The organism is Gammaproteobacteria bacterium, from assembly GCA_017999615.1.
GTDB lineage: Bacteria > Pseudomonadota > Gammaproteobacteria > JAABTG01 > JAABTG01 > JAGNLM01.
Map to the genome: position 1 here is coordinate 64,734 of JAGNLM010000002.1, position 26,566 is coordinate 91,299.

Annotated in this window: 21 protein-coding genes and 1 pseudogene; 13 read left to right on the top strand and 9 right to left on the bottom strand. The window is 73.2% G+C overall.

The window, feature by feature from the left end; genetic code table 11:
- Window positions 1–180 precede the first annotated feature (180 nt).
- From kdsA to KA217_03520, 3 genes are all read right to left on the bottom strand, one after another.
- Window positions 181–1,044: a 3-deoxy-8-phosphooctulonate synthase gene (gene kdsA / locus KA217_03510; GenBank protein MBP7711519.1), complete on the bottom strand. Its 864-nt coding sequence runs from the start codon at window positions 1,042–1,044 to the stop codon at window positions 181–183.
- A complete protein-coding gene (locus KA217_03515) occupies window positions 1,044–2,675 on the bottom strand; it encodes a CTP synthase (GenBank protein MBP7711520.1) in 1,632 nt (543 codons plus the stop codon). The genes kdsA and KA217_03515 overlap by 1 nt, the downstream gene beginning before the upstream one ends.
- A 169-nt stretch (window positions 2,676–2,844) precedes the next feature.
- Window positions 2,845–4,032, bottom strand: a complete 1,188-nt coding sequence (locus tag KA217_03520) for a carotenoid 1,2-hydratase (GenBank protein ID MBP7711521.1) — start codon at window positions 4,030–4,032, stop codon at window positions 2,845–2,847.
- 181 nt (window positions 4,033–4,213) lie between these two features.
- On the opposite strand from KA217_03520, the gene KA217_03525 reads away from it, so the two are divergent.
- From KA217_03525 to rsmA, 4 genes are all read left to right on the top strand, one after another.
- On the top strand, window positions 4,214–5,323 hold the full coding sequence (locus KA217_03525) for a ferrochelatase (GenBank protein MBP7711522.1): 1,110 nt from the start codon (window positions 4,214–4,216) through the stop codon (window positions 5,321–5,323).
- The gene (lptD, locus tag KA217_03530; protein ID MBP7711523.1) at window positions 5,320–7,560 is read left to right on the top strand and encodes an LPS assembly protein LptD; all 2,241 of its coding nucleotides are present in this window, start codon (window positions 5,320–5,322) and stop codon (window positions 7,558–7,560) included. The genes KA217_03525 and lptD overlap by 4 nt, the downstream gene beginning before the upstream one ends.
- A 9-nt stretch (window positions 7,561–7,569) precedes the next feature.
- A complete protein-coding gene (locus KA217_03535; protein MBP7711524.1) occupies window positions 7,570–8,892 on the top strand; it encodes a peptidylprolyl isomerase in 1,323 nt (440 codons plus the stop codon).
- Between the two features lie 82 nt (window positions 8,893–8,974).
- Complete coding sequence (gene rsmA / locus KA217_03540; GenBank protein MBP7711525.1) at window positions 8,975–9,799, top strand: 16S rRNA (adenine(1518)-N(6)/adenine(1519)-N(6))-dimethyltransferase RsmA; 825 nt, start codon at window positions 8,975–8,977, stop codon at window positions 9,797–9,799.
- Between the two features lie 28 nt (window positions 9,800–9,827).
- Here the strand turns inward: rsmA and aroE are convergent, their stop codons facing one another.
- Both aroE and KA217_03550 read right to left on the bottom strand, forming a co-directional pair.
- Window positions 9,828–10,631 (bottom strand): shikimate dehydrogenase, encoded by an 804-nt coding sequence (gene aroE / locus KA217_03545; protein MBP7711526.1) that lies wholly within the window; start codon window positions 10,629–10,631, stop codon window positions 9,828–9,830.
- 17 nt (window positions 10,632–10,648) lie between these two features.
- Window positions 10,649–11,728: a cyclic nucleotide-binding domain-containing protein gene (locus KA217_03550; protein MBP7711527.1), complete on the bottom strand. Its 1,080-nt coding sequence runs from the start codon at window positions 11,726–11,728 to the stop codon at window positions 10,649–10,651.
- Window positions 11,729–11,954: 226 nt separating this feature from the next.
- On the opposite strand from KA217_03550, the pseudogene KA217_03555 reads away from it, so the two are divergent.
- Window positions 11,955–12,488, top strand: a pseudogene (locus tag KA217_03555) (DUF4126 domain-containing protein).
- A gap of 6 nt (window positions 12,489–12,494) precedes the next feature.
- Here the strand turns inward: KA217_03555 and hemW are convergent.
- The 3 genes from hemW to rph are packed head-to-tail and all read right to left on the bottom strand — an operon-like array spanning window position 12,495 to window position 15,073.
- Window positions 12,495–13,709 carry a radical SAM family heme chaperone HemW gene (gene hemW / locus KA217_03560; GenBank protein MBP7711528.1) on the bottom strand — a complete coding sequence of 405 codons (1,215 nt, stop codon included), beginning with the start codon at window positions 13,707–13,709 and terminating at the stop codon, window positions 12,495–12,497.
- 30 nt (window positions 13,710–13,739) lie between these two features.
- The gene (gene rdgB, locus KA217_03565; protein ID MBP7711529.1) at window positions 13,740–14,357 is read right to left on the bottom strand and encodes an RdgB/HAM1 family non-canonical purine NTP pyrophosphatase; all 618 of its coding nucleotides are present in this window, start codon (window positions 14,355–14,357) and stop codon (window positions 13,740–13,742) included.
- On the bottom strand, window positions 14,354–15,073 hold the full coding sequence (gene rph / locus KA217_03570) for a ribonuclease PH (GenBank protein MBP7711530.1): 720 nt from the start codon (window positions 15,071–15,073) through the stop codon (window positions 14,354–14,356). The genes rdgB and rph overlap by 4 nt, the downstream gene beginning before the upstream one ends.
- Before the next feature lie 174 nt (window positions 15,074–15,247).
- Between rph and KA217_03575 the strand changes: the two genes are divergently transcribed.
- The 8 genes from KA217_03575 (at window position 15,248) to ubiA (ending at window position 23,433) form a co-directional block, all read left to right on the top strand.
- Complete coding sequence (locus tag KA217_03575) at window positions 15,248–16,114, top strand: YicC family protein (protein MBP7711531.1); 867 nt, start codon at window positions 15,248–15,250, stop codon at window positions 16,112–16,114.
- A gap of 6 nt (window positions 16,115–16,120) precedes the next feature.
- A complete protein-coding gene (gene gmk / locus KA217_03580) occupies window positions 16,121–16,753 on the top strand; it encodes a guanylate kinase (GenBank protein MBP7711532.1) in 633 nt (210 codons plus the stop codon).
- Between the two features lie 43 nt (window positions 16,754–16,796).
- Window positions 16,797–17,063: a DNA-directed RNA polymerase subunit omega gene (rpoZ, locus tag KA217_03585; GenBank protein MBP7711533.1), complete on the top strand. Its 267-nt coding sequence runs from the start codon at window positions 16,797–16,799 to the stop codon at window positions 17,061–17,063.
- Between the two features lie 81 nt (window positions 17,064–17,144).
- On the top strand, window positions 17,145–19,310 hold the full coding sequence (locus tag KA217_03590) for a RelA/SpoT family protein (protein ID MBP7711534.1): 2,166 nt from the start codon (window positions 17,145–17,147) through the stop codon (window positions 19,308–19,310).
- Between the two features lie 64 nt (window positions 19,311–19,374).
- Complete coding sequence (locus KA217_03595) at window positions 19,375–19,761, top strand: RidA family protein (protein ID MBP7711535.1); 387 nt, start codon at window positions 19,375–19,377, stop codon at window positions 19,759–19,761.
- A 4-nt stretch (window positions 19,762–19,765) separates the two neighbouring features.
- Entirely contained in the window at window positions 19,766–21,880 is a 2,115-nt protein-coding gene (recG, locus tag KA217_03600) for an ATP-dependent DNA helicase RecG (GenBank protein ID MBP7711536.1), read from the top strand.
- Between the two features lie 142 nt (window positions 21,881–22,022).
- Window positions 22,023–22,535 (top strand): chorismate lyase, encoded by a 513-nt coding sequence (locus tag KA217_03605; GenBank protein ID MBP7711537.1) that lies wholly within the window; start codon window positions 22,023–22,025, stop codon window positions 22,533–22,535.
- Between the two features lie 67 nt (window positions 22,536–22,602).
- Entirely contained in the window at window positions 22,603–23,433 is an 831-nt protein-coding gene (ubiA, locus tag KA217_03610) for a 4-hydroxybenzoate octaprenyltransferase (protein ID MBP7711538.1), read from the top strand.
- Between the two features lie 122 nt (window positions 23,434–23,555).
- On the opposite strand, the gene KA217_03615 is transcribed toward ubiA, so the two are convergent.
- The gene (locus KA217_03615) at window positions 23,556–26,471 is read right to left on the bottom strand and encodes an insulinase family protein (GenBank protein ID MBP7711539.1); all 2,916 of its coding nucleotides are present in this window, start codon (window positions 26,469–26,471) and stop codon (window positions 23,556–23,558) included.
- Between the last annotated feature and the right edge of the window lie 95 nt (window positions 26,472–26,566).

Genomic DNA, 26,566 nt, shown 5'->3' on the forward strand with positions numbered 1-26,566 from the left:
CGTCTCCTTGTTGCCCTGGGCCTTTGCCTCTGGGTCGATGGGGCCCGCCAACCTACGGACAGGTTCCCGGTGCGGTCTTGCGGGACCGTATGCCGCCCGGACGGCGGCATCCGAGCCTACAGGGACGTATTCACGGCGTGTCCCGCGGGAGCGCACCGGGAACCTGCCACCCGCATGCGATCAGTCGCTCCTGCCCGGGCTGCCAGCCCCCATGAGCTTTGCTTCCGCAAACGGCCGCGACTTGACCACCTCGTCGATCGCCCGCAGCGTCTCCAGCAGTTCCTCCATCCGGTCCAGCGGCCAGAGGTTCGGGCCGTCGGAGAGCGCCCGCTCCGGGTCGAGGTGCGTCTCCATGAAGAGCCCGGCGACACCCGCGGCCACCGCGGCCCGCGCCAGCACGGGCACGAACTCCCGCTGGCCGCCGGAGCGGGTGCCCTGCCCCCCGGGCAACTGCACCGAGTGCGTCGCGTCGTACACCACCGGGCAGCCGGTCGCCCGCATCACCGCGAGCGAGCGCATGTCGGAGACGAGATTGTTGTAGCCGAAGGACACGCCCCGCTCGCAAACGAGGATCCGCTCGTTGCCGGTCGCGCGGGCCTTTTCCACCACCTGCGCCATGTCCCAGGGGGCCAGGAACTGCCCCTTCTTGATGTTGACCGGGAGACCCTGGCGCGCCACGGCCTGGATGAAGTTCGTCTGGCGGCAGAGGAAGGCCGGGGTCTGCAGGACGTCGGCGACGGCCGCCACCTCGTCGAGCGGCGTGTCTTCGTGCACGTCCGTGAGGACCGGCACGCCGACCTCGCGGCGCACCCGCTCGAGCACGCGCAGCCCCTCCTCCCGGCCCGGCCCACGATAGCTCGCACCCGAGGAGCGGTTGGCCTTGTCGAAGGAGGACTTGTAGATGAACGGCACACCGAGCCGGCCAGTGATCTCCTTGAGGCGCGCGGCCGACTCCAGCGCGAGGGACTCGGATTCGATGACGCAGGGGCCGGCGATCAGGAAGAGCGGGCGATCGAGACCGGCCTCGAAGCCGCAGAGACGCATCAGAGTTTGCCCTCGGCCCGCTCCCGGGCGGCGGTGACGAAGCCCGTGAACAGCGGGTGACCGTCGCGCGGCGTCGAGTGGAACTCGGGGTGGAACTGGCAGGCGATGAACCAGGGGTGGTCGGCCAGCTCGATCATCTCCACCAGATTGCCGTCGATGGACCGTCCGGCCACCACGAGACCCGCGTCCTGCAGGACGTTCAGGAAACGGTTGTTGAACTCGTACCGGTGCCGGTGGCGCTCGGCGATCACGGCCTCACCGTAGATTTGACGCGCGTGGGTGCCGGGCAGGAGCCGGCACTTCTGGGCCCCGAGGCGCATGGTGCCGCCGAGGTCCGCCCCCACGCTGCGCTGCTGCACGCGGCCGTCCTGGTCGAGCCACTCCGAGATCATGGCGATCACGGGGTACGGGGTGCTCGGGTCGAACTCGGTGCTGTGCGCCCCTTTGAGCCCCGCCACGTCGCGCGCGAACTCGATCGTCGCGACCTGCATGCCGAGACAGATCCCCAGATAGGGCACCTTGCGCTCCCGGGCGAAGCGCGCGGCGATGATCTTGCCCTCGATCCCGCGGCTCCCGAAGCCCCCGGGGATCAGCACCGCGTCCTTGCCCTCGAGGAGCCCCGTACCGTTGCGCTCCACCTCCTCGGAGTCGATGTACTCGATGCGCACGCGCGTACGGGTGCGGATCCCCGCGTGCACGAGGGCCTCGGAGAGGGACTTGTAGGACTCGGTCAGGTCGACGTACTTGCCCACCATCGCGATGGTGCACTCGCCGGTCGGGTGCTCGAGCCCGTCGACGACGCGGTCCCACTCGGAGAGGTCGATGGTCGGGGCGTCCAGGCGCAGCTTCTCCACCACGATCTGGTCGAGGCCCTGCTCGTGGAACCCGCGCGGGATCTTGTAGATCGAGTCGGAGTCCACCGCCGAGATGACCGCACGCTCCTCGACGTTCGTGAAGAGCGCGATCTTGCGCCGATGGCCCTCCGGCAGGGGACGATCCGCACGGCACAACAGCACGTCGGGCTGGATGCCGATGGAGCGCAGTTCCTTCACCGAATGCTGCGTCGGCTTGGTCTTGATCTCGCCGGCCGAGGGGATGTAGGGGACGAGCGTCAGGTGGATGAAGAGCGCTCGGTCGCGCCCGAGCTCGATCCCCAACTGCCGGATCGCCTCGAGGAACGGGAGCGACTCGATGTCGCCGACGGTGCCCCCGATCTCCACCAGCACCACGTCGACGCCGGCACCGACCTTCTCGATGCAGCGCTTGATCTCGTCGGTGATGTGGGGGATCACCTGGACCGTGCCACCCAGGTAGTCGCCGCGCCGCTCCTTGCGGATGACGCTCTCGTAGATCTGGCCGGTGGTGTAGTTGTTGTCCCGCCCCATGGTGGAGCGCACGAAGCGCTCGTAGTGCCCCAGGTCCAGGTCGGTCTCGGCACCGTCCTCGGTGACGTAGACCTCGCCGTGCTGGAACGGGCTCATGGTGCCCGGATCGACGTTGATGTAGGGGTCGAGCTTGAGCAGGGTGACCTTCAGGCCCCGGGCCTCGAGCAGCGCCCCGAGAGAGGACGCCGCGATGCCTTTGCCCAGCGAGGACACGACCCCGCCCGTAACGAAAATGAAGCGCGTCATGCGGCGACTCGAAGATTTGGGGATGAGGCGCGACGCCGGCAGTGCCGGGACTCGGCGGCCCGGAGGGCCGCAAGCCAACCGCCGCGGGACGGGAGGTCACGTTACCAGAGTGACCCCGCGGACGGAATAGCGCACGCTCGTCCGCTCCCGCTCCCGCTCCTTCGCTCGATCATCCGACCGCGTCGACTCGCCCGCTGCCGGCGTAGCCCGTCAGCTCCACGTACCCGCGCCCCTCGACCGGGTGGGCCGCGCGGCGGCCCGTTACCACCACCGCCCCCTCCCAGTACCGCACGGAGAGGTGCAGCTCCTGGTCGGGGATCAGGGGCCGGACCTCCAGGTCCAGGCCCTCGGAGGGCACCCGCAGGCGCCAGCGCGCGGGGTACCGGGTCCCGTCCCGGGGACTGCGCCACTCGCCGAGCACGTCGAAGGCGACCTCGCCGGCCGGCAGCGTGCGCGCCGTCCCCTCCGGGGCCACCAGGGTGCCGCTGCTGTGGGGGTCGAGGGTGCCGTCCGCGCGGCGCAGCCGGTAGACCATGAGGTCGTGACCGTCGTCGAGCTGGAGCGCGAACCAGTCCCAGCCGACCTGGCCCGGTCCGAGGGCGCTGGTTCCCCACTCCCGGTCCATCCAGACGAGCCCCGTCACCGGCACCGGCGGTCCGCCCGCCCGGAGCGAGCCCTGCGCCTCCATCCGGGTGCAGGAGTAGTAGTAGGAGGCGTTGCCGGCCTCGCCGCTCTTCTGGCTGAGGCCGGCCTCACCCTGGAGGACCGGCGGCTTCGCCGAGCGCAACGAGAGGTCCACCCCCACGTCCCCCGCGAACGCGGAGATGCCGAAGTCGCGGTCACCGCGCCCCTCGAACACCCAGTCCTCGAGCCAGACCCGGGGCGGGTCCCCGCGTGCCCCCGCGATCCCGAGCGCCTCCCGGGAGAACCGCTCGAAGGCCCGGAATCGCCCCGCCCCCGGGTCCGTCACCGCCAGGTGGCCCATGTACACCTGGGCCGCCGTCCAGGCCGAGGCCCGCGCCGGCGGGTCCGCCACGAGCGCGAAGCGGAACAGCGTGAACTGAAACCCGAAGGGCCGGCCGTCGGGTCCGCGCAGGTTGCCCGTGAGGTACCACCACTCGCTGCGGTACTCCGGGTGCGGCCCGTGGTCGGCGGGGAAGCGGAACAACCGCGGACCGTCGGCCCGGGCGAAGCCGGCGGCCTCGCCGGCGAGCACGTCGCGCACGTGGAGGGACTCGCGGAGCGCGGGCAGCGGGGAGGCGCTGCGCCGCGCCCGGCCGTAGAGCGCACCGACGCCGGCGAGGCCGCCCGCGAGGCCGAGCAGGAGCGCGCGACGGGCGCGATTCACCGCCGCCACCGGCCTCCGCCCGTGCCTGGCGGCCGGGTCGGCGCACGCCCGGCGACGGCGCCCCGAAGGGATCTGGCGACGCCCGGGAACACGCCGCAATCGACTGCGTTGGGCATGGCCGCTCCGGTCGTGAGATCAGTCGGGCAGGGTATACTGCGCGCCTCGCCCCCCGGCGCAGTGTGAGGCGATTATGGCATACCGCGGAGACCCCGGATTCACCCACGGAGCGCCGTCTCTCCTCGGGGTGCTCGTCGCCAATCTCGGCACACCGGATGCGCCGACGCCGCCTGCCGTGCGCCGCTACCTCGCCGAATTCCTCGCGGACCCCCGGGTCGTGGAGCTCCCGCGCTGGCAGTGGCTGCCCATCCTGCACGGCATCATCCTGCGGGTGCGTCCGCGTCACGCCGCCGAGGCCTACCGGAAGGTCTGGACCGAGGAGGGCTCGCCGCTCCTCGCCATCGCCCGGCGCCAGACCGCCGCGCTCCAGGCCGCCCTCTCCTCCCGGCTCCCGGGCCCGGTGAAGGTGGTCCTGGGGATGCGCTACGGGACTCCGTCCATTGCCGGTGCGCTGGAGGAGCTGCGCGCGGCAGGCGCGCGCCGTCTCCTCGTGCTCCCCCTCTACCCCCAGTACTCCGCCACGACCACCGCATCGACCTTCGACGCGGTGGCGGGATATCTGGCGACGTGGCGTTGGGTTCCGGAGCTGCGGTTCCTCAGCCAGTACCACGACGACCCGGGCTACGTGGGGGCGCTCGCTGCGAGCCTGCGCGAGGCGTGGGCGAGCCAGGGGGAGCCCGACCGGCAGCTCTTCTCGTTCCACGGGCTGCCCCGCCGCTATTTGGAGGCCGGGGACCCCTACCACTGTGCGTGCCAGAAGACCGCGCGCCTGGTCGCCGAGGCACTCGGACTGCCGAGGGAGCGCTGGGCCCTCTCCTTCCAGTCCCGGGTCGGGCGCGAGGAGTGGCTGCGGCCCTACACCGACGAGCTCCTGAAGCAATGGGGCGCGGAGGGCGTCCGGCGGGTGCACGTCGCCTGCCCGGGGTTCTCGGCCGACTGCCTCGAGACGCTCGAGGAGATCGACCAGCAGAATCGCGGCTTCTTCCTCGAGGCCGGGGGAGGGTCCTTCCACTACGTGCCGGCGCTCAACGACCGGCCCGACCACATCGCCGCGCTCGCGGACCTCGTGACCCGTCAGGCCCAGGGCTGGCCGGAGGCCGACGCAGGCCGGGACCCCGCGGCCGTCGCGGCGGACCTGGCCGCCAGCCGGGCCCGGGCGCTGGCAATGGGTGCCACGCGTTGACCCGGCCGCGCCCCTTCGCGAACGCCGTTCGGGTCACGGCGGTGGCGGCGCTGCTGGCGGCCGGCGGCGCGCTGGCCGCGCCTCCCGGCCAGGGCTCGCTCTGCCGGCCCCCGGGGGCCGGGGTCCCCGTCCCGGCCGCCCCCCCCGCCCCGGAGTCGGCGACGGGGATCGTCGCCGATGAGGCCGAGCTCCGGAGGATTGGCCCCTCCGACATCCTCGGGCGGGTGGTCCTCAAGCGCAGCGACCAGACGGTGGCCGCGGATACGGTCACGTATTACCGGGAGGCCGACCGGGTCGAGGCGCTGGACGGCGTGCGCTTCTGGAGCGGCGAGATGTACGCCCAGGCCGCCCAGGGCCAAATGGATCTGGGCTCGGAGGACGCCTGGTTCGAGGACGTGCACTATCGGTTCCTCACCACCGCAGGTCACGGCGACGCGCGCTCGGCCTCGGTGACCGGCTCCGGGCTCGCGGTGATCGACGCGGGCAGCTACACGACCTGCGACCCGGGCTCGGAGGACTGGGTGATCCGGGCCCGCGAGATCACGCTGGACCGCCCGGAGGACCTGGGCGTCGCGCGCGACGCGACGCTCCGCTTCAAGGGCTTGCCGGTCCTCTACACGCCGTACCTCGACTTTCCCCTGAGCGGCCGGCGCAAGAGCGGGTTCCTGCCGCCGCTGGTGGGCAGCTCCAACAAGCGCGGCTTCGAGCTCGTGGTGCCCTACTACTGGAACATCGCCCCGGAGCGCGACGCGACGCTGCGGGTCGGTGAGCTGACGGAGCGCGGACCGCTGCTCGGGGGCGAGTACCGTTACCTGATGCCGACCGGCCGGGGGAGCCTCCAGTTCGAGGTGATCCCCCACGACCAGGAGGACGGGGGCACCCGGGGCGCGGGGCAGCTTCAGCACAAGCAGACCTTCGCGGGTTCCTGGTGGACCACGGTGGACGCCGCCGTCGTGTCCGACGACCGTTACGTGGAGGACCTCGGCACCAGTCTCAAGGAGACCGCGGACCAGTTCCTCGAGCAGCGCCTGGACGTGGGGACGTCCGGGAGCGGGTGGAGTGCCCTCGGCCGTCTCCAGCACTACACCACCGTGGACCCCGACCTGGCGCGCGCGAGCCGGCCCTACGCCCGGCTGCCCCAGCTGCTCCTGAACCTCGGAACCCCGGAGCGCTTCGAGGGCCTCGCCGCCGGCATGCAGACGGAGCTCGTGCGCTTCGCCCAGCCGGACCGCGTGGAGGGGATCCGGGCCGACCTCTACCCCACGCTGAGCTACCCCGTGCGCACCCTCTCCACGTTCCTGGTGCCAAAGGTCGGGGCCCGCTACACGAGCTACGAGCTCAGCGACGACGCCCCCGGCACGGCCGCCGACCCCCGGCCCGCGGGGAGCTCCGGCTCCCCGGACCGTTTCGTGCCGACGCTGAGCGTCGACGCGGGGGCGTTCTTCGACCGTGAGACCTCCTTCGGGGGACGCGCGCTGGTGCAGACCCTGGAGCCGCGCGTCTACTACGTCTACGTCCCCTATCGGGACCAGGACGACCTCCCCGTCTTCGACACGGCCAATTACACGTTCAGCTTCTACCAGCTGTTCCGGGAGAACCGCTTCAGCGGCGCGGACCGCATGGGGGACGCCAACCAGGTCGCGCTGGCGCTGACCAGCCGGCTCGCCGACGAGGACTCGGGCGCCGAGCTCGCGCGGGTGAGCGTCGGCCAGGTGCAGTACTTCCGGGACCGCAAAGTGCAGCTGCCCTATGTGGAGGCCGAGGACAGCCACCGCTCCGACTACGTGGGCGAGCTCGCCACGTACCTCGGGGCCAGCTGGCAGGTGCGCGGCACTGTGCTGTGGAACCCCGAAGACGAGCGCACCGACCGCTCCTCGGTGGTGGCCCGCTACCGCCCCGCGCCGGGGCAGGTGTTCAACGTGGGCTATCAGTACCTGAGGGACTACGTGGACCAGACGGACGTGTCGCTGCGCTGGCAGCTCAGCCCGCAATGGAGCGTCGTGGGCCGCTGGAATTACGAGCTCCCCACCACCCAGACCATCGACACCTTTGCGGGCTTCGAGTACGAGAGCTGTTGCTGGGGCATGCGCGCGGTCGCCCGCCGCTTCCTGACCGATGACGACACCTACTCCAACGGCCTGTTCCTGCAGCTCGTCCTGAAGGGGCTGGGTGGTTTCGGGGAGGGCACGACCGATCTGCTCCGGGAGCACATCCCCGGCTACGAGGATTATTTCTGAGGACACCCTATGAAACGCCCCGCCGCCCTTCTGCTCCTCGCCCTGTTGCCCGCGCTGGCGCTCGCCGAGCCCCCCACCGCCGGCAACGCCCCGGCCGCCGCGTCCCCCGCAGGGACTCCGCTGAACCGGGTGGTCGCAGTCGTCAACAACGACGTCATCCTCCAGAGCGAGTTGAGCCAGCGCCTGAAGACCGCGGAGGCCCAGCTGCGCCGCCAGTCGGCTCCCCTGCCACCGCCGAACGCCCTGCGCCGCCAGGTGCTCGAGCGCCTGATCGTCGACCGCCTGCAGCTGCAGATCGCGGAGAAGAGCGGGATCCGGCTCGACGACGAAGGGCTGAACGGGGCGATGCGCAAGATCGCCGAGCAGAACAAGCTGACCCTGGCGCAGTTCAAGCAGACGCTCGAGAAGGACGGGTACGACTTCAATGCCTTCCGGGAGCAGCTTCGCGACGAGCTCACCATCTCGGAGGTCCGCCGCCGGCAGGTCGAGAACCGGATCCAGGTCACCGAGCGGGAGATCGACAACGTCCTGGTGACCGCGGCCAGCCAGGCCAACGCCGACGACGAGTACCGTGTCGCCCAGATCCGCGTGCCGGTGCGGGAGGGCGCGTCCCCCGGTGACGTCGCCTCCGCGCGCGAGCGGGCCCAGGGGCTGGTCGACGAACTGGGCAAGGGTGCCGACTTCGCCCAGCTGGCCGCGGGCCGTTCGGAGGACGGGCGCGCCCTGCAGGGTGGAGAGGTGAGTTGGCGCCGCCTGAGTCAGCTCCCCGCCGCCATCGCCGACGCGGTGGTGCGGATGAAGCCGGGCCAGGTGAGCGAGCCGGTTCGGGACGCGAGCGGTTTCCAGGTCGTCAAGCTCCTCGAGGTGCGCCGGGCGCAGCGCGCTGTGGTGTCCCAGCCGCGGGTCCGCCACATCCTCGTCCGTATCGACGCGGCCCACCCCGAGGATGCGACCCGGGCCCGCCTGCAACAGCTGCGAACCCGTATCCAGGGCGGGGAGGACTTCGCCGAGCTTGCCCGCGCCCACTCGATGGACCCCGGCTCCGCCTCCCGCGGTGGCGACCTGGGGTGGCTGAACCCGGGGGACGTGGTCCCGGAGTTCGAGCAGGTCGTCTCCTCCCTGCAGCCCGGGGAGGTGAGCGAGCCGTTCCGTACCCAGTTCGGGCTGCACATCGCCCAGGTGACGGACCGCCGCCAGCACGACAGCACCGACGAGCTCCGGCGCGCCCGCGCGCGCGAGTTCGTGCGCCAGCGCAAGATCGAGGAGGAGACCCAGGCCTGGATCCGCCGCCTTCGCGACGAGGCCTACGTCGACGTGCGCCCCGAGGAGTGAGCCGCCCGGACCTGCCGCCCGCCGGGCGGCCTCGCGGCGTCGGGGCCTCCCCTCCCCGCGCGCCCGGAACGGGTGACGGCCGGTGACCCAGCGCCCGCGCAAGCGTTTCGGCCAGCACTTCCTGCACGACCCTGCGGTGGTCGCCCGGATCCTCGCCGCCGTGGACCCCCGGCCCGGACAGGCGCTGGTGGAGATCGGGCCCGGCCGCGGGGCCCTCACGGGCCCCCTGCTGCGGCGCTGCGAACGGCTGGACGTCGTGGAGATCGACCGGGACCTGGTCCGCGAGCTCGCCGGAAGCCCCGAGGCCCAGGCGGGCACCCTGGTGGTCCACGCGGGGGACGCCCTGGGCTTCGACTTCACCCGCCTCGCCCGCGAGCGGGGCCAGCCCCTGCGGGTGGTGGGAAACCTGCCCTACAACATCTCCACCCCGTTGCTCTTCCACCTGCTCGAGGCCGCCCCGGCCATCCGGGACGTGCACGCGATGCTCCAGCGGGAGGTGGTGCAGCGCCTGGCGGCCGGCCCGGGCGACGAAGCCTATGGCCGGTTGGGGGTGATGGTGCAGTTCCGCTGCCGGGTGGAGCGCCTCTTCGACGTAGGGCCGGGGGCCTTCTCCCCGGCGCCCAGCGTCGAGTCGGCGGTCGTCAGGCTCGTCCCGCTGCCGCGGCCGCGCGCCCCCGTGCGCGACGAGCGCCTGTTCGCGGAGGTCGTGCGCAGGGCCTTCTCGGCCCGCCGCAAGACCCTGCGCAACGCCCTCGCCGGCCTGCTCGGACCCGAGGGCTTCCGCCTCGCGGGGGTCAACCCGGCCACCCGTGCCGAGCAGGTCGCGGTGGAGGAGTTCGCGCGTCTCGCCGACGCCGCCGCTGACCCGGGCGCGGGCCCAGGCGCGGGCGCTCCGGACGGCGCCTAGCGGATTTCCCGGGCCGACAGACCGGGCGTCACCCCGGGCGTCCCCGCAGCCCCGCGATCACGGGCCGGGTCTCGGGCCGCACCCCCCGCCAGACGAAGAACGACTCCGCCGCCTGCTCCACCAGCATGCCCAGGCCGTCTCGGGCGTCCGCGGCGCCCTGGGCGAGCGACCAGCGCACGAAAGGGGTGGGACCGTCGCCGTACATCATGTCGTAGCCCCAGCCGCCGGGCGCGAAGAGCCCATCCGGCAGCGGGGGCACCTCGTCCTGCAGGCTGGCCGAGGTCGCGTTCACCACCAGGTCGAACCGCCGGCCCGCGAGGGCCGTGAAGGCGCAGGCGGACACCGGCCCCAGATCCCGGAAATCCGCGGCGAGGGCCTCGGCGCGCGCGGGGGTGCGATTGGCGACCACGAGCGTGTCCGGGCCCTGCGCAAGCAGGGGGGCGAGGACCCCGCGGGCCGCGCCGCCGGCCCCCACGAGCAACAGACGCCGGCCCCCCAGCGCCAGACCCAGGTTGGCGGTGAGGTCGCGCACCAGGCCCGCACCGTCGGTGTTGTCGGCCCAGACCCGGCCGTCTTCCCGGAACCCGAGGGTGTTCGCCGCGCCCGCCCGCTCGGCCCGGGGGCTGCGCTCGGCGGCAAGCGCCCACGCCTCTTCCTTGAACGGCAGGGTGACGTTGAGGCCCCGGCCCCCCGCGGCGCGAAACTCGGCGACGGCAGCCGGGAAGTGCCCCGGGGCGACCGCGATCGCCCGGTACTCCAAGTCCTGCCCGGTCTGCCGCGCGAAGGCGGCGTGGATGCGAGGGGACTTGCTGTGGGCGATGGGGTGCCCCATCACCGCGTAGAGGTCGGTCACAACCCCCCGACCCGTTGCTGGGCAGCACGGGCCTGGTGCAGGGCCATCAGGCCTCCCCTGAGGACATAGGCGTCGAAACCGCGCTCGGTGAGCAGGAACGCCGCGGCGGAGCTGCGCCGACCGGTGTCGCAGTAGACGATGTAGCGCTTCGTCGGGTCCAGCGTTTCCGCCTTCAGGCGCAGCATGTAGATGGGGAGGTTGGCACTCCCGCGGATGCTACCGTTCTTGAACTCGCTCTCCAGGCGGACATCGAGCAGGACGGCCCCGTCGCGCAACATCTCCCGGGCGCCGTCGAAGTCGACCTCCTTCTGCATCGGGGCCTTCAGCAGCTCGTCGAAGTCCGCCTTCGACAGGCGCATCAGGACGCCGTCCGTCAGCATCGTGACGGTCGCGTTGCGCCGGCCCTCGGAGAGGAGCGCCTCCTCCCCGAACGCGTCGCCGCCGCCGATCTCGGCCAGGGCGATCTCCTGGCCACTGCTGGCGCTGCGGGTCACGCGGCAGCGCCCGCGGTTGATGATGTAGTAATAATCGCCCTCGTCGCCCTGGCGGACGACGACGTCGCCGGCGCGGAAGGCGACCTCCGTGAGGCGCATGAACATCTGCTGGATGTTCGCGGGGGGGATGCGCATGAAGACCTTCGACTGCAGGATGCGGGTCATCCAGTCCCCGGTCTCACCCTCGGCGTAATCCCCGGTGCTGATCTCGTTGACCTCGATCCCGGAGAGCTGGTCCCAGGTGACGTAGATGTCCAGGAGGTCGGCGTCGAAGCGGGCGATCCGAACGTCGGAGCGCGCCCTGGCGGTGTGCTGGCGCGGTTGCAGATTGGCGAGCGGGTAGCGGGCGACCTCGGTGCCGGCCCGCACCGTCTGCTCCACCCCACGCTCCCCGAGCAGCTCCACCTCGCCCGAGAGCACGTACAGGGTGCGGCGGTCGAGCTCGCCGGCACGGAAGATCGTGCGCCCGGCCGGCACGGTTTCGACGACCATCTGGCGCACCAGCGCCTGGAAGCTCTCGTGGCTGAGCGAGCCCGGCGGAACGAGGTTCTTCAGCAGCTGACGGTCGACCAGCTCGGACATGCCCCTGCTCAGGTGGTGAAGAGGACGGGCGAGAGATACGGCGCCCTTCCCCGGAGTGTATGCGCGCGTCAGGTCCGATCATACCTCAACGCGGGAGAAAGCCCGCGGGAACGGCCCCGAGCGCGGGCGGATCCGCTAGGATCCGGGACGCGGCGCACGGGGGCGGCCCGGCGCCCGACGCGAGGGAGGGCTTTCCGTGAACGCCACCGAGCTCGTGGCCCTGTCGATGGGTGCCGCCTGGGCGAGCGGCCTGAATCTCTACGCGGCGGTGTTCGTCCTGGGGCTCCTCGGGGCCACGGGCAACGTGCAGCTGCCGGCCGAGCTCCAGGCGCTCACCAACCCCCTGGTGCTGACGGCTGCGGGCTTCATGTACGTCGTCGAGTTCTTCGCCGACAAGACACCCGGCGTGGACACGGCCTGGGACGCGCTCAGCACCTTCGTGCGGATCCCCGCCGGCGCGGTCCTCGCCGCCGCCGCGGTGGGCGAGGTCGGCCCCGCCGCCCAGTTTGCCGCGGGCCTGGTGGGGGGCGGGCTCAGCGCGGCGACCCACGCCACCAAGGCGGGCACCCGCGTCGTGATCAACACCTCCCCGGAGCCCGTCTCGAACTGGGCGGCCTCGGTCACCGAGGACGCGGCGGTCGTCGGCGGCCTGTGGACGGCGCTCCACCACCCCTGGCTCTTCCTCGCGCTGCTGGGGGTCTTCGTCCTGGTCGTGGCCTGGGCGCTGCCGCGCCTGTGGCGCGCCATCGGGTCGGTCGTGGGCCGGCTACGCCGTCTCTTCGGGCGGGACGACCGGGGGCAGCCCGGAGCCGGCGGGGAGGAACAGCGCGCAGAGGTCGTTCAGGAACCGGAGTCCGGCCTCGGTCGCCCGCAGCCGGCCGGGCTCGGCGGTCATGAGGCCCCGCGCCCGGGCCTCGGCGAGGGCGCCGGCGGCGGTCGAAAGGGACAGCCCGGTACGCTCCGCGAATAGGGCCTCCGGTACGCCCTCCGCCAGGCGCAGCACGTTCAGGAAGAACTCGAGCACGAGGTCTCCCACCGCGAGCTCCCGGACCTCGGCCCAGCGCCCCCCGGGACCGGCGCGCAGGTAGTCACCCGGGTGGGCGGGCCGCGCCCGCCGCAGGACCCGTCCCCCGGCGACCCGGGTGAGTTTTCCGTGGGCGCCGGGGCCGAGCGCCAGGTAGTCGCCGAAGGTCCAGTAATTGAGGTTGTGCCGGCACTGCCGGCCGGGGCGCGCGAAGGCGGAGACCTCGTAGCGCGCGAGCCCTCCGTCGGCGAGGCGCGCCCGGCAGGCCGATTCCATGTCCGCCACCACCTCCTCGTCGGGCAAGGGGGGCGGGTCCCGGTGGAACGCCGTCCCCGCCTCGAGGGTGAGCTGGTAGTGGGAGAGGTGCTCGGGCTCGAGCGCGAGCGCCGCCTCCACGTCCGCGAGCGCCCCCGCGGCCGTCTGTCCCGGGAGTCCGTACATCAGGTCGAGCCCCACGTTCCCGAAGCCCGCCGACCGGGCCGCCTCGACCGCGGCCGCGGCCTCGCGCGCCGAGTGGATCCGGCCGATGCGCCGGAGCAGGCGGTCGTCGAAGCTCTGCGCCCCGAGCGAAAGCCGGTCGACACCCGCCGCCCGGAGCTCCCGCAACCGCCCGGCGTCGACCGTCCCGGGGTTGGCCTCGAGGGTCACCTCCGCGCCGGGCGCGAGCCCCGGGCCGCGGCCTGCAGCCTCCAGGACGCGGGCCACCGTCTCCGGCGCGAGGAGGCTCGGTGTGCCGCCCCCGAAGAAGACGCTCACCAGCGCCCGGCCCGCCGCGTCCCCGGACTCCTCGGCGAGGTCCTCGAGCAGCGCCCGCAGGAACTGCGCCTCGGGCAGCCCCTCCGGCCCCAGGGGGTGGGAGTTGAAGTCACAGTACGGGCACTTGCGCACGCACCAGGGCACGTGCACGTAGAGCGAGAGCGGAGGGGGTGCCCCGCGCAGGCCCGCCTCCCCGCTCATTCCCCGCCGTGCGCGGACATGACGCGGACGTCACCCGAGACGCGCGTGAAAGGCCTCCACCAGCGCCCTCAGGGCCTGGCCCCGGTGGCTGAGGGCGTTCTTCACCTCGGCGGGCAACTCGGCCGCGGTGCACCCGTGGGTCGGTACGAAGAACACCGGGTCGTACCCGAAGCCGTTCGCGCCCCTCGGCGCAGTGGTGATCCGGCCCTCCCAGGTACCCTGGCAGACGATCGGCGTCGGGTCCTCGGCACGGCGCAGGAAGGCGATGGCGCACTGGAAGCGGGCGGTGCGCCCGGGCTCGGGCACCTCCGCCAGGGCCTCCAGGAGCTTCTCCACGTTGGCCGCGTCCCCCGCCCCCGGACCGGCGTAGCGCGCCGAGCGCACCCCGGGGGCCCCGTTCAGGGCGTCCACCTCGAGACCCGAGTCGTCGGCGATGGCCGGCAGGCCGGCGTGCAGGGAGGCGTTGCGGGCCTTCAGGATGGCGTTCTCGACGAAAGTGAGGCCCGTCTCCTCGGCCTCCGGAACGGCGAGGGCCGACTGGGGGACGACCTGGGCGTGGAAGCCCGCCAGGAGGACGTTGAGCTCCCTCACCTTGCCGGCGTTGCCGCTCGCCAGGACCCACCGCACCTCGGGGGCGGCGATGCTCACCCCTCCTCCAGCGCGGCCCGCTGCAGGGCCATGATGGACTGCGTGCCCCGGCGGGCGAGCTCGAGCAGGGCCATGAGCTCGTCCATGCGGAAGGCGTGGCCTTCGGCGGTGCCCTGGATCTCCACGAAGGCCCCGGCGTCGTTCATCACCACGTTCATGTCGGTCTCGGCCCCCGAGTCCTCGGCATAGTCCAGGTCCAGGATGGGCTCCCCGCCAGAGATCCCCACCGAGACCGCCGCCACCTGGCCGTGGATGGGGCTCTGGGGGATCCGACCCCGCCTCAGCAGGCCGTTCACCGCGTCCACCAGCGCGACGTAGCCACCGCAGACCGATGCCGTGCGGGTGCCGCCGTCGGCCTGGATCACGTCGCAGTCGAGGATGACCCGCCGCTCACCGAGGGCCTGCAGGTCCACCACCGCGCGCAGGCTGCGGCCGATCAGGCGCTGGATCTCCAGCGTCCTCCCGCCCTGGCGGCCGGTGGCCGCCTCCCGGCTGGTGCGCTCGCCGGTCGCCCGGGGCAGCATGCCGTACTCCGCCGTCACCCAGCCCCGGCCGCTGCCCTTCAGCCAGCGGGGCACGGACTCCTCCACCGTGGCGGTGCAGACGACTCGGGTCTCCCCGAACTCCACCAGCACCGACCCCTCGGCGTGACGCGTGTACCGGCGGCGGAACCGGATCGGGCGAAGCTCGTCGGGGGCGCGGCCGCTCGGGCGCATGGGGAGTCCTGTCGGGTCGGGTGGAGAGGCGGCGGATTATAGCGGTTCGCCGGGGTGCCCGCGGCCCGCATGGGTGCCACCGGGCCACGGGCACCCACGCGGGCCGTTTACGGCCTTGCGGCCGCCTTGCTACCCTGCGTCCGGGCCGCCGGGGCCCTTGCCAGCGCCACCACCATGTTACGCAGCATGACCGCCTTCGCCCGCCGGGAGACCCACACCCCCTGGGGCACCGCCGCCTGGGAGCTCCGCTCGGTCAATCACCGCTACCTGGATGTCAGCGTGCGCCTGCCCGAGGACTGGCGCGCCCTGGAGCCCGAGGTGCGCGCCCGCGTCGGTGAGCGGGTCCGCCGGGGCAAGGTGGAGTGCGCCCTGCGCTACCAGGCGGCCGTCGGCAACGTCGCGGGCATGCGCCTGAACCGGCCGCTGGCCGAGCAGCTCGCGCGCTTGAGCCGGGAGGTCGACCAGATCCTCTACAACCCGGCCCCCGTCCACGCCCTCGACGTCCTGCGCTGGCCCGGAGTCCTGGAGACGGACCTGCCGGACGCCGATGCGGTGACCCGCAATCTCCTGGCCCTGCTCGAGGACACCGTGGGCGACCTGGTCGCGACCCGGGAGCGGGAGGGGGCCAAGGTTCGCGAGGCGCTGCAGGCGCGGCTCACCGAGATGGAGCCGCGGGTTCGGACCGCCGCGGAGCGCATGCCGGCCGTCGTCGCCGCCACCCGCGAGCGCCTGCGGGGCCGGTTGGCCGAGCTGCGGGCCGAGGTCGACGGGCAGCGCCTGGAGCAGGAGATCGTGCTCTTCGCGCAACGGGTCGACGTCGCCGAGGAGCTGGACCGCCTCTCGATGCACATCGCCGAGGTCCGGCGCGTCCTGTCCGAGGGCGGCCCCGTCGGGCGCCGGCTGGACTTCCTGATGCAGGAGCTCAACCGCGAGGCGAACACGCTCGGCTCCAAGTCGGCCGACACCGAGACGACCCGCGTCGCGGTCGACCTGAAGGTCCTCATCGAGCAGATGCGCGAGCAGGTCCAGAACGTCGAGTAGCCGCCGATGCCCACGGGGAGCCTCTACGTCGTCGCCGCACCGTCCGGCACGGGCAAGACCACCCTGATCCAGGCCCTGATCAAGGAGACCCCCGGCGTCGTCGCCTCGGTCTCCTGCACCACCCGCCCCCCGCGGGCGAACGAGCGCGACGGGGTCGACTACCGGTTCGTGGACGCCGCCACCTTCGAGGCCATGGCCGCCACGGGGGACTTCCTGGAGCACGCCGAGGTCTTCGGGCACCGCTATGGCACTCCCCGGGGCCCGACCGAGGCGCGGCTCGCCGAGGGCTTCGACGTGGTGCTGGTCATCGACTGGCAGGGATTTCGCCAGGTCCGCCAGGCCATGCCCGACTGCGTCGGGGTGTTCCTGCTGCCGCCCTCGCGCGCGACCCTGGAGCACCGGTTGCGCGGCCGGGGTCAGGACCCCGATTCCGTCATCCGCCGCCGGCTGGCGGAGGCCCGCGCCGAGATCGGGCACTGGCGGGAATTCGACTACGTCCTGGTCAACCGCAAGCTCGTCACCGCCCTCGGCGAGCTGCAGTCCATCCTGGTGGCCCGACGGCTGCGGCGGGAGGTCCAGGGCCAGCGCGAGTCCGCGCTGATCGCCGAGCTTCTGGAAGCCCCGGGCCGTTCCCGCTAGACTGCGGGGAACCCGGCGCACCGCCCCTGGAGTCTGGAAAACGATGGCACGAATCACGGTTCAGGACTGCCTCGCCCACGTACCCAACCGCTTCCAGCTGGTGCTGGTCGCCACCAAGCGGGCACGGCAGATTGCGCTCGGGGCTCGGCCCCTGGTGGACGAGGAGAACGACAAGCCCAGCGTGATCGCCCTGCGGGAGATCGCGGCGGGCGTGGTCGGACCCGAGGTCCTGCACGAGGTGACCGCGGCCGAGCACGCGGCCGAGTCCCTCGTGGCCGAAGAGGAGCTGCCGGAAAGCGCAGCGCCCTAGCACGTGACCAGCGCGCCGCCCCCGCTCCGCCCGGGGGGCGCCGCACAGGCGGAGGAGCGCCACCCACCGCAGACGTACCCCATGTCGCACACCGTGGCCGCACCACCGTCGCAGCCCTACCTGATCAGCGACCTGTGCGACAACCTCGAGGCGTACCTCGAGCCCGAGCAGGTCCGCGAGGCCTACCGCGCGTACCTCCTGTCCGCCGAGGCCCACGAGGGCCAGCATCGGGCCTCCGGCGAGCCCTACGTCTACCACCCCGTCGAGGTCGCCCGCATCCTGGCGGAGATGCGGCTCGACGCCCAGAGCGTCGTCGCCGCGCTGCTCCACGACGTCATCGAGGACACCGTCCTCACCAAGGCCGACGTTTCGCGGGAGTTCGGGCCCGAGGTCGCCGAGCTCGTCGACGGCGTGACGAAGCTCACGCAGATCAACCTCGGGAACCGCGCCGAGGCCCAGGCCGAGAACTACCGCAAGATGCTCCTGGCGATGACCCAGGACATCCGCGTCATCCTCGTGAAGCTCGCGGACCGCCTGCACAACATGCGCACCCTGGGCGCCCTGGGCCCGGAGAAGCGCCGGGCCATCGCCCGCGAGACCCTCGACATCTACGCCCCCATCGCGAGCCGGCTCGGCCTCAATCACCTGCGCCACCAGCTCGAGGACCTCGGCTTCGCCGCGCTGCACCCCTCGCGCTACCGCGTCCTCGCGCAGGAGGTGAAGAAGGCCCGCGGACACCGCAAGGAGGTGGTGCAGAAGATCGAGATGGCCATCAAGCGCCGCCTGCGCCAGGAGGGCCTCCCCGGGGAGGTGATCGGGCGCGAGAAGCACCTCTACAGCCTGTACCGGAAGATGCGGGCCAAGGGGTCGCGGCTCTCCGAGGTGCTCGACGTCTACGCGTTCCGGATCGTCACGGACAGCGTCGACAGCTGCTACCGCGTCCTCGGGGCCGTCCACAACCTCTACAAGCCCGTGCCGGGACGCTTCAAGGACTACATCGCCATCCCCAAGGCGAACGGCTACCAGTCGCTGCACACGGTGCTGTTCGGGCCGTTCGGCATCCCCATCGAGGTGCAGGTCCGCACCCGCGAGATGCACGAGGTCGCCGAGTCGGGGATCGCCGCGCACTGGCTGTACAAGGGCGGCGATGGCGACGGGGGGGCGGCGAGCGCGCACAGGCGGGCGCGCGAGTGGCTGCGCGACCTGCTGGAGCTGCAGCGCGACGCGGGCAACTCGGTCGAATTCATCGAGAACGTCAAGGTCGACCTCTTCCCGGACGAGGTCTACGTGTTCACCCCGAAGGGCGAGATCAAGCGCCTGCCGCGGGGGGCGACGCCGGTGGACTTCGCCTACCAGGTCCACACAGACGTAGGCAACACCTGCGTCGCGGCCAAGGTGGACCGCCGCTACTCGCCCCTCAGCACCCCCCTCGCCAACGGCCAGACGGTGGAGGTGGTGACCGCCCCCTGGGGGCGCCCGAACCCGAACTGGCTGAACTTCGTGGTCACGGGGAAGGCCCGCTCGACCATCCGCAGCGCCCTGAAGGGGCTGCAGCGCGGCGAGGCGGTGGAGCTCGGGCGCCGCCTGTTGAAGAACGCCCTGGCGGAAGAGTCCCTCTCCCCCCAGGACATCCCCGCGCCGTGCATGCAGGCCGCGCTGCACAGCATGGGGCTCGCCACCGAGGACGACCTGCTCGCCGACATCGGGCTCGGCAACCGCATCGCCCAGCTCGTGGCGCGGCGCTTCGCCTTCTGCGGCGAAGAGGACCGGATGCCCACCGAGCCCGAGCCCCAGCACGGGGGCCGTCCCCTGGCCATCAAGGGCACCGAGGGCATGGTGGTCAACTTCGCCCGCTGCTGCCGGCCGATCCCGGGGGACCCGATCCAGGGCTTCGTCACCGCAGGGCGGGGCATCGTCATCCACACCCAGTGGTGCAAGAACGTCGCCGAGCGCCCCACCCGCATGGACAAGATCATCGACCTGGCGTGGGCGCCGGCGGTGCGGGGTGACTTCCCGGTGGACATCCGCGTCGAGGTCGCCGATCAGCGCGGGGTGCTCGCCACGATCGCCGCGGCGATCGCCGACGAGGGCGCCAACATCGAGAACGTGGACATCGCGGACCACGACGGGCTCTACACCGCGATCACCTTCACCATCGACGTCACCCACCGCACGCACCTCGCCCGCATCCTGCGGCGGGTGCGGGGCATCCGCCAGGTGACCCGCATCTTCCGCGTCCGGGGGTGAGGGCACCCCGCCCCCCCGTCCGCGCGCGGGACGCCCGGACCAAGCGGCCCCAGGAGGAGCTCCCTTGTCCATCACCCACGTCCACACCGAGGCGGCCCCCGCGGCCATCGGCACGTACTCCCAGGCTGTCCGCGCGGGGGACACCGTCTACCTCTCCGGCCAGATCCCGCTCGACCCGGCGACCATGCGCCTGGTGCCGGGCGACGCGCACGAGCAGGCCCGGCGGGTCTTCCTCAACCTGAGCGCCGTCGCCGGGGCGGCGGGCGGCAGCCTCTCCGACACGGTCCGGCTCACCGTCTACCTGACCGACCTGGGCCACTTCACCGCCGTCAACGAGGTCATGGCCGAGTACTTCCGCCCGCCCTACCCCGCCCGCGCCGTGGTGGGCGTAGCCGCCCTGCCCCGCGGCGCGCTCCTGGAGGTCGACGCGGTGCTCGTCCTCGGCCGCTAGCCGCGTGGCACCCCGCCCCGACGCCGGGCCGGCCGCCGGCTCCGCCGGGGACCTCGCCGCAGCCCCGGTCACGACCCTGCGCGGGGTGGGCCCCCGCGTCGCCGAGCGCCTCGCCCGCCTCGGTGTACGCTCGGTGCAGGACCTCCTCCTGCACCTGCCCCTGCGCTACGAGGACCGCACCCGGGTCACGCCCATCGGGGCCCTCGGCCCGGGCGAGACCGCCGTCGTGGAGGGCGAGGTGGAACTGGCCTCGGCCCGGCCGGGGCGCCGCGCCTCCCTCGTCTACCTGCTCGGCGACGGCACCGGCCGGCTGACGCTGCGGTTCTTCCACTTCGGCCCCGGGCTCCACGCCCAGCTCGCCCGGGGGACCCGCCTGCGAGCCTACGGCGAGGTCCGGCCCGGTCCGGCGGGGCTCGAGATGGTGCACCCCGAGCACCGGGTGCTCGCCGGCGCCGAGCCCGCCGCCCTCGATGCCGCGCTGACCCCCGTCTACCCCAGCACCGAGGGGCTGACCCAGCCCCTGCTGCGGCGGCTTGCCGCTGCCGCGCTCGAGGCGCTCGAGACAGCGCCCGGCCTCGAGCTGCTGCCGGGGGAGCTTCTGCGGCGCACCGGCCTGCCCCCGATGGCAGAGGCCCTTCGCCTCCTGCACCGGCCCGAGCCCCACGCTCCGGTCGACTCCCTCCTCTGCGGGCAGCACCCGGCCCGGCAGCGGCTCGCCTTCGAGGAGCTGCTCGCCTATCTGCTGAGCCTGCGGGAGCTGCGGGCCCGCTCCGACCGCCTGCCGGCCCCGGCGCTGCGCCCGGGCGGGGAGCTGGCCCGCCGCCTGCGGGACCAGCTGCCGTTTCGCCTCACGGCGGCCCAGGAGCGGGTGGCCGCCGAGGTGGGGCGCGACCTCGCCGAGGGCCACCCCATGCAGCGGATGCTCCAGGGCGACGTGGGCTCGGGGAAGACCGTGGTCGCCGCGCTCGCCGCCGCGCTGGCGGTGGAGGCCGGATTCCAGGTCGCGGTCATGGCGCCCACCGAGCTGCTCGCCGAGCAACACCTGCGCACCCTGCGCGGGTGGTTCGAGCCGCTGGGGGTCGAGGTCGCCTGGCTGTCCGGCCGGCAGGCGGCGAAAGAGCGGGAGGATTGCCTGCGCCGGCTGGCCGCCCACGAGGCCCGGGTGGTCGTGGGCACCCACGCCCTCTTCCAGGGCGAGGTCCGCTTCGCCGGGCTCGGGCTCGTGGTGGTCGACGAGCAGCACCGCTTCGGCGTCCACCAGCGCCTGGCGCTCTGGGAGAAGGGCCTGCGCCTGGGGCGCTACCCCCACCAGCTGATCATGACCGCCACCCCCATCCCGCGCACCCTCGCCATGACCGCCTACGCGGACCTGGACCTCTCGGTGCTGGACGAGCTGCCCCCCGGCCGTCAGCCGATCGAGACCGTGGCGGTGCCCGAGGCGCGCCGCGCCGAGGTGGTCGCCCGCATCCGGCAGGCCTGCGCCGCGGGGCGCCAGGCCTACTGGGTCTGCACGCTCATCGAGGAATCCGAGGTGCTGGAGGCCGAGGCGGCGGAGGCGACCGCCGCCCGCCTGCGGGCGGGCCTGCCGGGGATCGCCGTCGGCCTGGTCCACGGGCGCATGCGCCCGGGGGAGCGGGACGCCGTCATGGCGGCCTTCCAGGCGGGCGACGTCCGGCTGCTGGTGGCCACCACCGTGATCGAGGTCGGGGTGGACGTGCCCCGGGCGAGCCTGATGGTGATCGAGAACGCCGAGCGCCTGGGGCTCGCCCAGCTGCACCAGCTCCGCGGCCGCGTCGGCCGTGGCAGCGAGAGGAGCACCTGCGTGCTGCTCTACCGGGGACCCCTCTCCGAGACCGCCCGCCGGCGCCTCTCGGTCATCCGCCGACACACGGACGGCTTCGCCATCGCCGAGGAGGACCTGCGCCTGCGCGGACCCGGGGAGGTGCTCGGTACCCGGCAGACGGGCCTGCTCCAGTTCCGGGTCGCCGACCCCCTGCGCGACCGGGGACTGCTCGAGCGGGTCACCGCCGCCGCCGGCGACCTCGCCCGCGACCCGGACCGCGTCGCCGCCCTCCTGCGCCGGTGGGGCGGCGATCGGGTAGACTATGGTCACGTTTGACGCGGGCCCCGTCCCTGCCGCGTGCGGTGGGTTTCGTGCCCCACACACCGCGCCTGGAGCCTGCCCCGCCGCCGCCCCCTCAGCCGAGGCCGACCACCCGATGCGAGCGCGAGCCCCGCGATGGCAGTCGCGGCGGCAGGCCGTGGGCTCCCCCCTCCCCCCCGGCCTGCAGGACTGGCTGTTCGAGAAGGGGTCGCTCACCCGTCGCCTGGTGGCGCGCTGCGGCGAGCGGTTCGCCCTGCGGCTCCTCGGCTCCTCCCGCGGTCCGGTACTGCCGGACGAGCGCCGGGCCCTGGCGCTGCCGTCGGGGTGCGTGGCGCTGGTGCGCCAGGTCTACCTGCTCTGTGGGAACCGGCCGCTCGTCTTCGCGCGCAGCGTGATACCACCCGGGAGCCTCGGCGGCCCCAACGGGCGCTTGGCGCGGCTCGGGTCCCGCCCGCTCGCGGTGCTGCTCTTCGGCCCCGTACCGGCCGCCCGGGGCACGATCGAGGTCGCCCCCGTCGGCCCCGGACAGGCCCTGTACGAGGCCGCGGCAAGGGGCCTCGGGTGCCCGCCTGAGGCCCCCCTGTGGGCCCGCAGGTCTCTCTTCTACCCCCGGGGCAAACCGGTGCTGGTCACCGAGGTGTTCTTGCCCGGGGTTGCCGAGCTACCCTGACGCCGAACGACGACAAGGAACCCTCGTGCCGCCTCTGACCGAGCACCTCGCCGACTACGTCCGCCTGATGCGGCTGCATCGCCCCATCGGCGCCTTCCTGCTGCTCTGGCCCACCCTCTGGGGGATCTGGATCGCCAGCGAGGGCCGGCCCGATCCGCTGGTCCTGGTGGTGTTCGTCGCCGGCGTGTTCCTCATGCGCTCCGCCGGCTGCGTCATCAACGACTACGCCGACCGGGACTTCGACCCCTTCGTCGAGCGCACCCGCGACCGACCCCTCGCCACGGGGCGCGTCAGCCCGTCCGAGGCGCTGGTGCTGTTCTTCGCCCTGTGCCTGGTGTCCTTCGGGCTGGTCCTGCTCATGAACCGGTTGACGGTGCTGCTCTCCGCAGCGGCCGTCGCCCTGGCGGTGACCTACCCCTTCATGAAGCGCTATCACCACCTGCCCCAGGTGCACCTCGGCGTCGCCTTCGGCTGGGGCGTGCCCATGGCGTTCACCGCCGAGACCGGCGGCTGGCCGCCGGCCGTGGCGTGGGTCCTGCTCGCCGCGGTGGTGCTCTGGGCCGTGGCCTACGACACCCTCTACGCGATGGTCGACCGGGACTACGACCTGCGCATCGGGGTGAAGTCCACGGCGATCCTGTTCGGCTCCGCGGATCTCCCGGTCGTCGCCGGGGTGCACGCGGCCGTCCTCCTGCTCCTCGTCGCCGTGGGCCGGCTCGCCGGGCTGCGCTGGCCCTACTACGCCAGCCTGGGGGTGGCGGCCGGGCTCGCGGTCTACCAGCTCTGGCTCGCCCGCGACCGGGACCCGGCCCAATGCTTCCGGGCCTTCCTCCACAACAACTGGCTCGGCGCGACCGTCTTCGCCGGCATCGTCGCCAGCTACGCCCTGGAGGGCTGACCACCGGGGCGAGCCACACCCGGGTGCCGGCGGGCGCCGGGCCGGGCCGAACCGGGCCGGGCCGGGCAGCACCGAGGGTCCTCGCGCCCCCGGGTCGCCGGCGCCGCCCTACCCCACGCGGGTCACACCCCCTGCACCTCGAGCCCGAGGCTCGTCGCGACGCTCTCCAGGGCCCGGCGGTCGGCGACGACCGCGGTGCTCGCCCGCGCCGGGTCGAGCCAGGCTGCGCCCACGCGCTGCAGGTCGTCCAGGGTTACCGCGAGGACCCGCGAGCGGAAGCGCCGGCGCTGCTCCGGCGAGCGGCCGTGCAGCTCCCCGAAGTAGGCCTTCACCGCCTCGCCGGCGGGGGACTCGGGGCGGTCGATGGCCCCCACGACCCCGAGGACGGCCTCTTCCACCTGGCGTGCCGCGTGGGCGCCGCCCGCGAGCCAATCGAGCGCGGCGTCGAAGTCCTCGAGGGTCTCCGCCAGGCGCGGGTCGCGGTAGGAGAAGAAGCGGAATGTGCCCGTGTCCGAGTCCCAGCCCGCCCCCGCCCCGTAGGCCCCGCCTTCCTCACGAACCTTGCGGTGCAGGAAGCCGTTGGTGAGGAAGTGGCCCAGGACGGCGAGGACCGGGGCGTCGGGATGGTCGGCAGGCACGGTGGGGTAGGCCCGGGCGCAGAAACTCACCTGGCTCGGGACCGCCCACCCTTCGCGCACCGGAGACGGCGCCGACTCCAGGGCGAACCCGCTGGCCCCGGCGGGCCGCGGGAGGTCGCCCCAGCGCCTCTCGAGGGCCTCACGCAACGCGTCCTGGCGCGAGGCCTCGGAGACGACCAGCAGACGGAACGGGACCTCGATCAGCCGGTCCCGCAGCCGCGCGAGACTCTCGCCGAGCTCGACGAGGGCCTCCTCGCGGTCGAGCGCGTCGTCCAGGGCCTTGAGACGCTGCAGACCCAGCAGGCCGTCCCAGCGGTGGACCAACCGCCCCACCGGGCTCGCTCCCGCCGAGGCTGCGGAGATCGCGAGCACGTGGCCGTGGCCCACCACGGCCTGCTCGCGCTCGGCCCGCGACTGGGCCACGAGCTCCCGCAGCCATTCGCGCTCGTCGAAGCGGGCTCGCTGGAAGGTCTCCCGCAGGACCTCCGCCAACCCGTCCGCGTTGCGGGCGAGCGCCTTCCCGGACAGAACGAAGAGTCCCCGCGCCCGGGCGGTCGCCGACACGCTGGCACGCACCGAGGCGTCGGCGGAGATGCCCCCCGTCACGGCGGCCTGCCAGGCCTGCGTGGCCCGGTAGTCGCGCCCACCGCAGCCGACCTCCGTCACCCAGTCGCAGAGGAGGGGGAGCCGGTCGGTGTCCTCGGGGGAGAGGGCCGGAAGGTCCGCCACCACCTGCACGTACACGAGGCCGTTCGTCCCCCGGACGTACCAGTGGGCCGGGAGCCCCGCGACGGGCGCCCCCTGGCCCGTGGGGATCGGCAGGTCGGCCGGGACGTCCGCGAGACCCACCCGGGGCAGCAGGTCGGGGTCGTCCTGGGCCCGCTGGCGCTCGAGGAGCGCGGCGGCCCGCTCCACCACCCGGCGCGCCCCGGACTCGTCGAGGCCTGCCCGCATCGCCGCCAGCCTCTCGGTCTCCTGCCGCTCGCGGCGCGCCGACAGCTCCGGGTCCGGGCGCATGACGACCCGCACCCGGTGGGGGTTCTCGAGGAGCCGCGTCCGCACCAGGTCGCGGATGAAGGCCGGGTCGCGTGTGGCAGCGCGCAGCTCCTCGAGCGCGGGGTCGATGTGGAGCAGGTCGGCCGGGTCGCCCCCGTGCAGCGTGGGTCCGAGCACGTTCACCATCAGCCGCAGGCCGTACGGGACGTGCCCCCCCCGGATCTCCCGCTGGGAGAGCTCGAGCTGGTGCAGGACCGACTCCACGTGCTCGGCCGGCACCCCCTCGTCGGCGACCCGGCGGAGCACGCCCAGCACCAACTCCTCCACCGCCTCGGCGCGCTCCGGGCTCGACCCCTCGAGGCCGCAGGCGAAGCTCGCCTCGCGCGTCGAGTCGTCCAGGCCGCAGATCTCGGAGGGCGAGCGCCCGAGGTCCGTCGTCTCGAGCGCGTGCCGCAGTGGCGAGGCGCTGTTGTCGAGGAGCACCCCGCTCAGCAGGTGCGCGTGCAGGATCGATCTCACGTCGGTCACCCGATTCAGGAGCCAGCCGAGCACGATGTGGGTACGGTCCCGGGTGGGCTCCGAGGGGTCGACGGCGTACGCCGTCTCCACGCGGATCGGTGACTGCAGGCGGCGCTCGTCGGGCACCGAGAAGCGCACCGGCCGCGCCTCGAAGCCCGCGAGCGCGAGGGCCTCGAAGCGGCGCTGGTGGGCGAGGGCCGGCATGTCGCCGTAGGTCATGAAGACCGCGTTCGAGGGGTGATAGTGCGTCGCGTGGAAGGCGCGCAGCCCCTCCCAGGTCAGGTCGGGGATCCGCTCCGGGTCCCCCCCGCTGTTCCAGTGGTAGGTGGTCGTCGGGAACAGGCGCTCCTGCAGGGCGTGCCAGAGCTGCGTGGTCGGTGCGCTCATGGCCCCCTTCATCTCGTTGTAGACCACCCCCTTCAGCAGCAAGGGGCTCGAGGGATCCTGGGGGACCGCGAACTCGACCCGGTGACCCTCCTGGGTGAAGTCGAGCTCGGCCAGCCGAGGGAAGAAGGCCGCGTCCAGGTAGACCTGGAGGAGGTTGTCGAAGTCCTTCGCGTTCTGGGTCGCGAAGGGGTACGCGGTCCAGTCGGCACCGGTGAAGGCGTTCATGAACGTGTTCAGCGAGCGCCGGGTCATCATGAAGAAGGGGTCGCGGACCGGGAAGCGCCGACTGCCGCAGAGCGCGGTGTGCTCCAGGATGTGCGCGACCCCGGTGGAGTCCTGGGGCACCGTGAGGAACGCCACCAGGAAGGCGTTGTTCGTGTCCGGGGCGGCCAGGTGCACGTGCCGGGCCCCCGTGGGGCCGTGCCGGTACTCCTCCACCGTCAGGTTGAGCGAGTCGACCCGGGTGCTGCGCAGATGCTGGAAGAAGGTGTCGGTCATGGATCCGTTCCCCGTGGTCTCGCCTCTGATGGAATCCGGCCCGGGGCGCCGGGCCGCAAGCCCGCCCCGGAACACCGGCCTCTCAACCCGGCTGC

Excerpts from the sequence above, each read along its gene's own strand:
- hemW (MBP7711528.1), bottom strand. The coding sequence starts at position 13,709 with ATGAGCGGGGAGGCGGGCCTGCGCGGGGCACCCCCTCCGCTCTCGCTC.
- ubiA (MBP7711538.1), top strand. The coding sequence starts at position 22,603 with ATGCGGCTGCATCGCCCCATCGGCGCCTTCCTGCTGCTCTGGCCCACC.
- KA217_03590 (MBP7711534.1), top strand. The coding sequence starts at position 17,145 with ATGTCGCACACCGTGGCCGCACCACCGTCGCAGCCCTACCTGATCAGC.
- rph (MBP7711530.1), bottom strand. The coding sequence starts at position 15,073 with ATGCGCCCGAGCGGCCGCGCCCCCGACGAGCTTCGCCCGATCCGGTTC.
- KA217_03550 (MBP7711527.1), bottom strand. The coding sequence starts at position 11,728 with ATGTCCGAGCTGGTCGACCGTCAGCTGCTGAAGAACCTCGTTCCGCCG.
- KA217_03615 (MBP7711539.1), bottom strand. The coding sequence starts at position 26,471 with ATGACCGACACCTTCTTCCAGCATCTGCGCAGCACCCGGGTCGACTCG.
- gmk (MBP7711532.1), top strand. The coding sequence starts at position 16,121 with ATGCCCACGGGGAGCCTCTACGTCGTCGCCGCACCGTCCGGCACGGGC.
- rpoZ (MBP7711533.1), top strand. The coding sequence starts at position 16,797 with ATGGCACGAATCACGGTTCAGGACTGCCTCGCCCACGTACCCAACCGC.
- KA217_03525 (MBP7711522.1), top strand. The coding sequence starts at position 4,214 with ATGGCATACCGCGGAGACCCCGGATTCACCCACGGAGCGCCGTCTCTC.
- kdsA (MBP7711519.1), bottom strand. The coding sequence starts at position 1,044 with ATGCGTCTCTGCGGCTTCGAGGCCGGTCTCGATCGCCCGCTCTTCCTG.
- KA217_03575 (MBP7711531.1), top strand. The coding sequence starts at position 15,248 with ATGTTACGCAGCATGACCGCCTTCGCCCGCCGGGAGACCCACACCCCC.
- aroE (MBP7711526.1), bottom strand. The coding sequence starts at position 10,631 with ATGGGGCACCCCATCGCCCACAGCAAGTCCCCTCGCATCCACGCCGCC.
- KA217_03535 (MBP7711524.1), top strand. The coding sequence starts at position 7,570 with ATGAAACGCCCCGCCGCCCTTCTGCTCCTCGCCCTGTTGCCCGCGCTG.
- KA217_03515 (MBP7711520.1), bottom strand. The coding sequence starts at position 2,675 with ATGACGCGCTTCATTTTCGTTACGGGCGGGGTCGTGTCCTCGCTGGGC.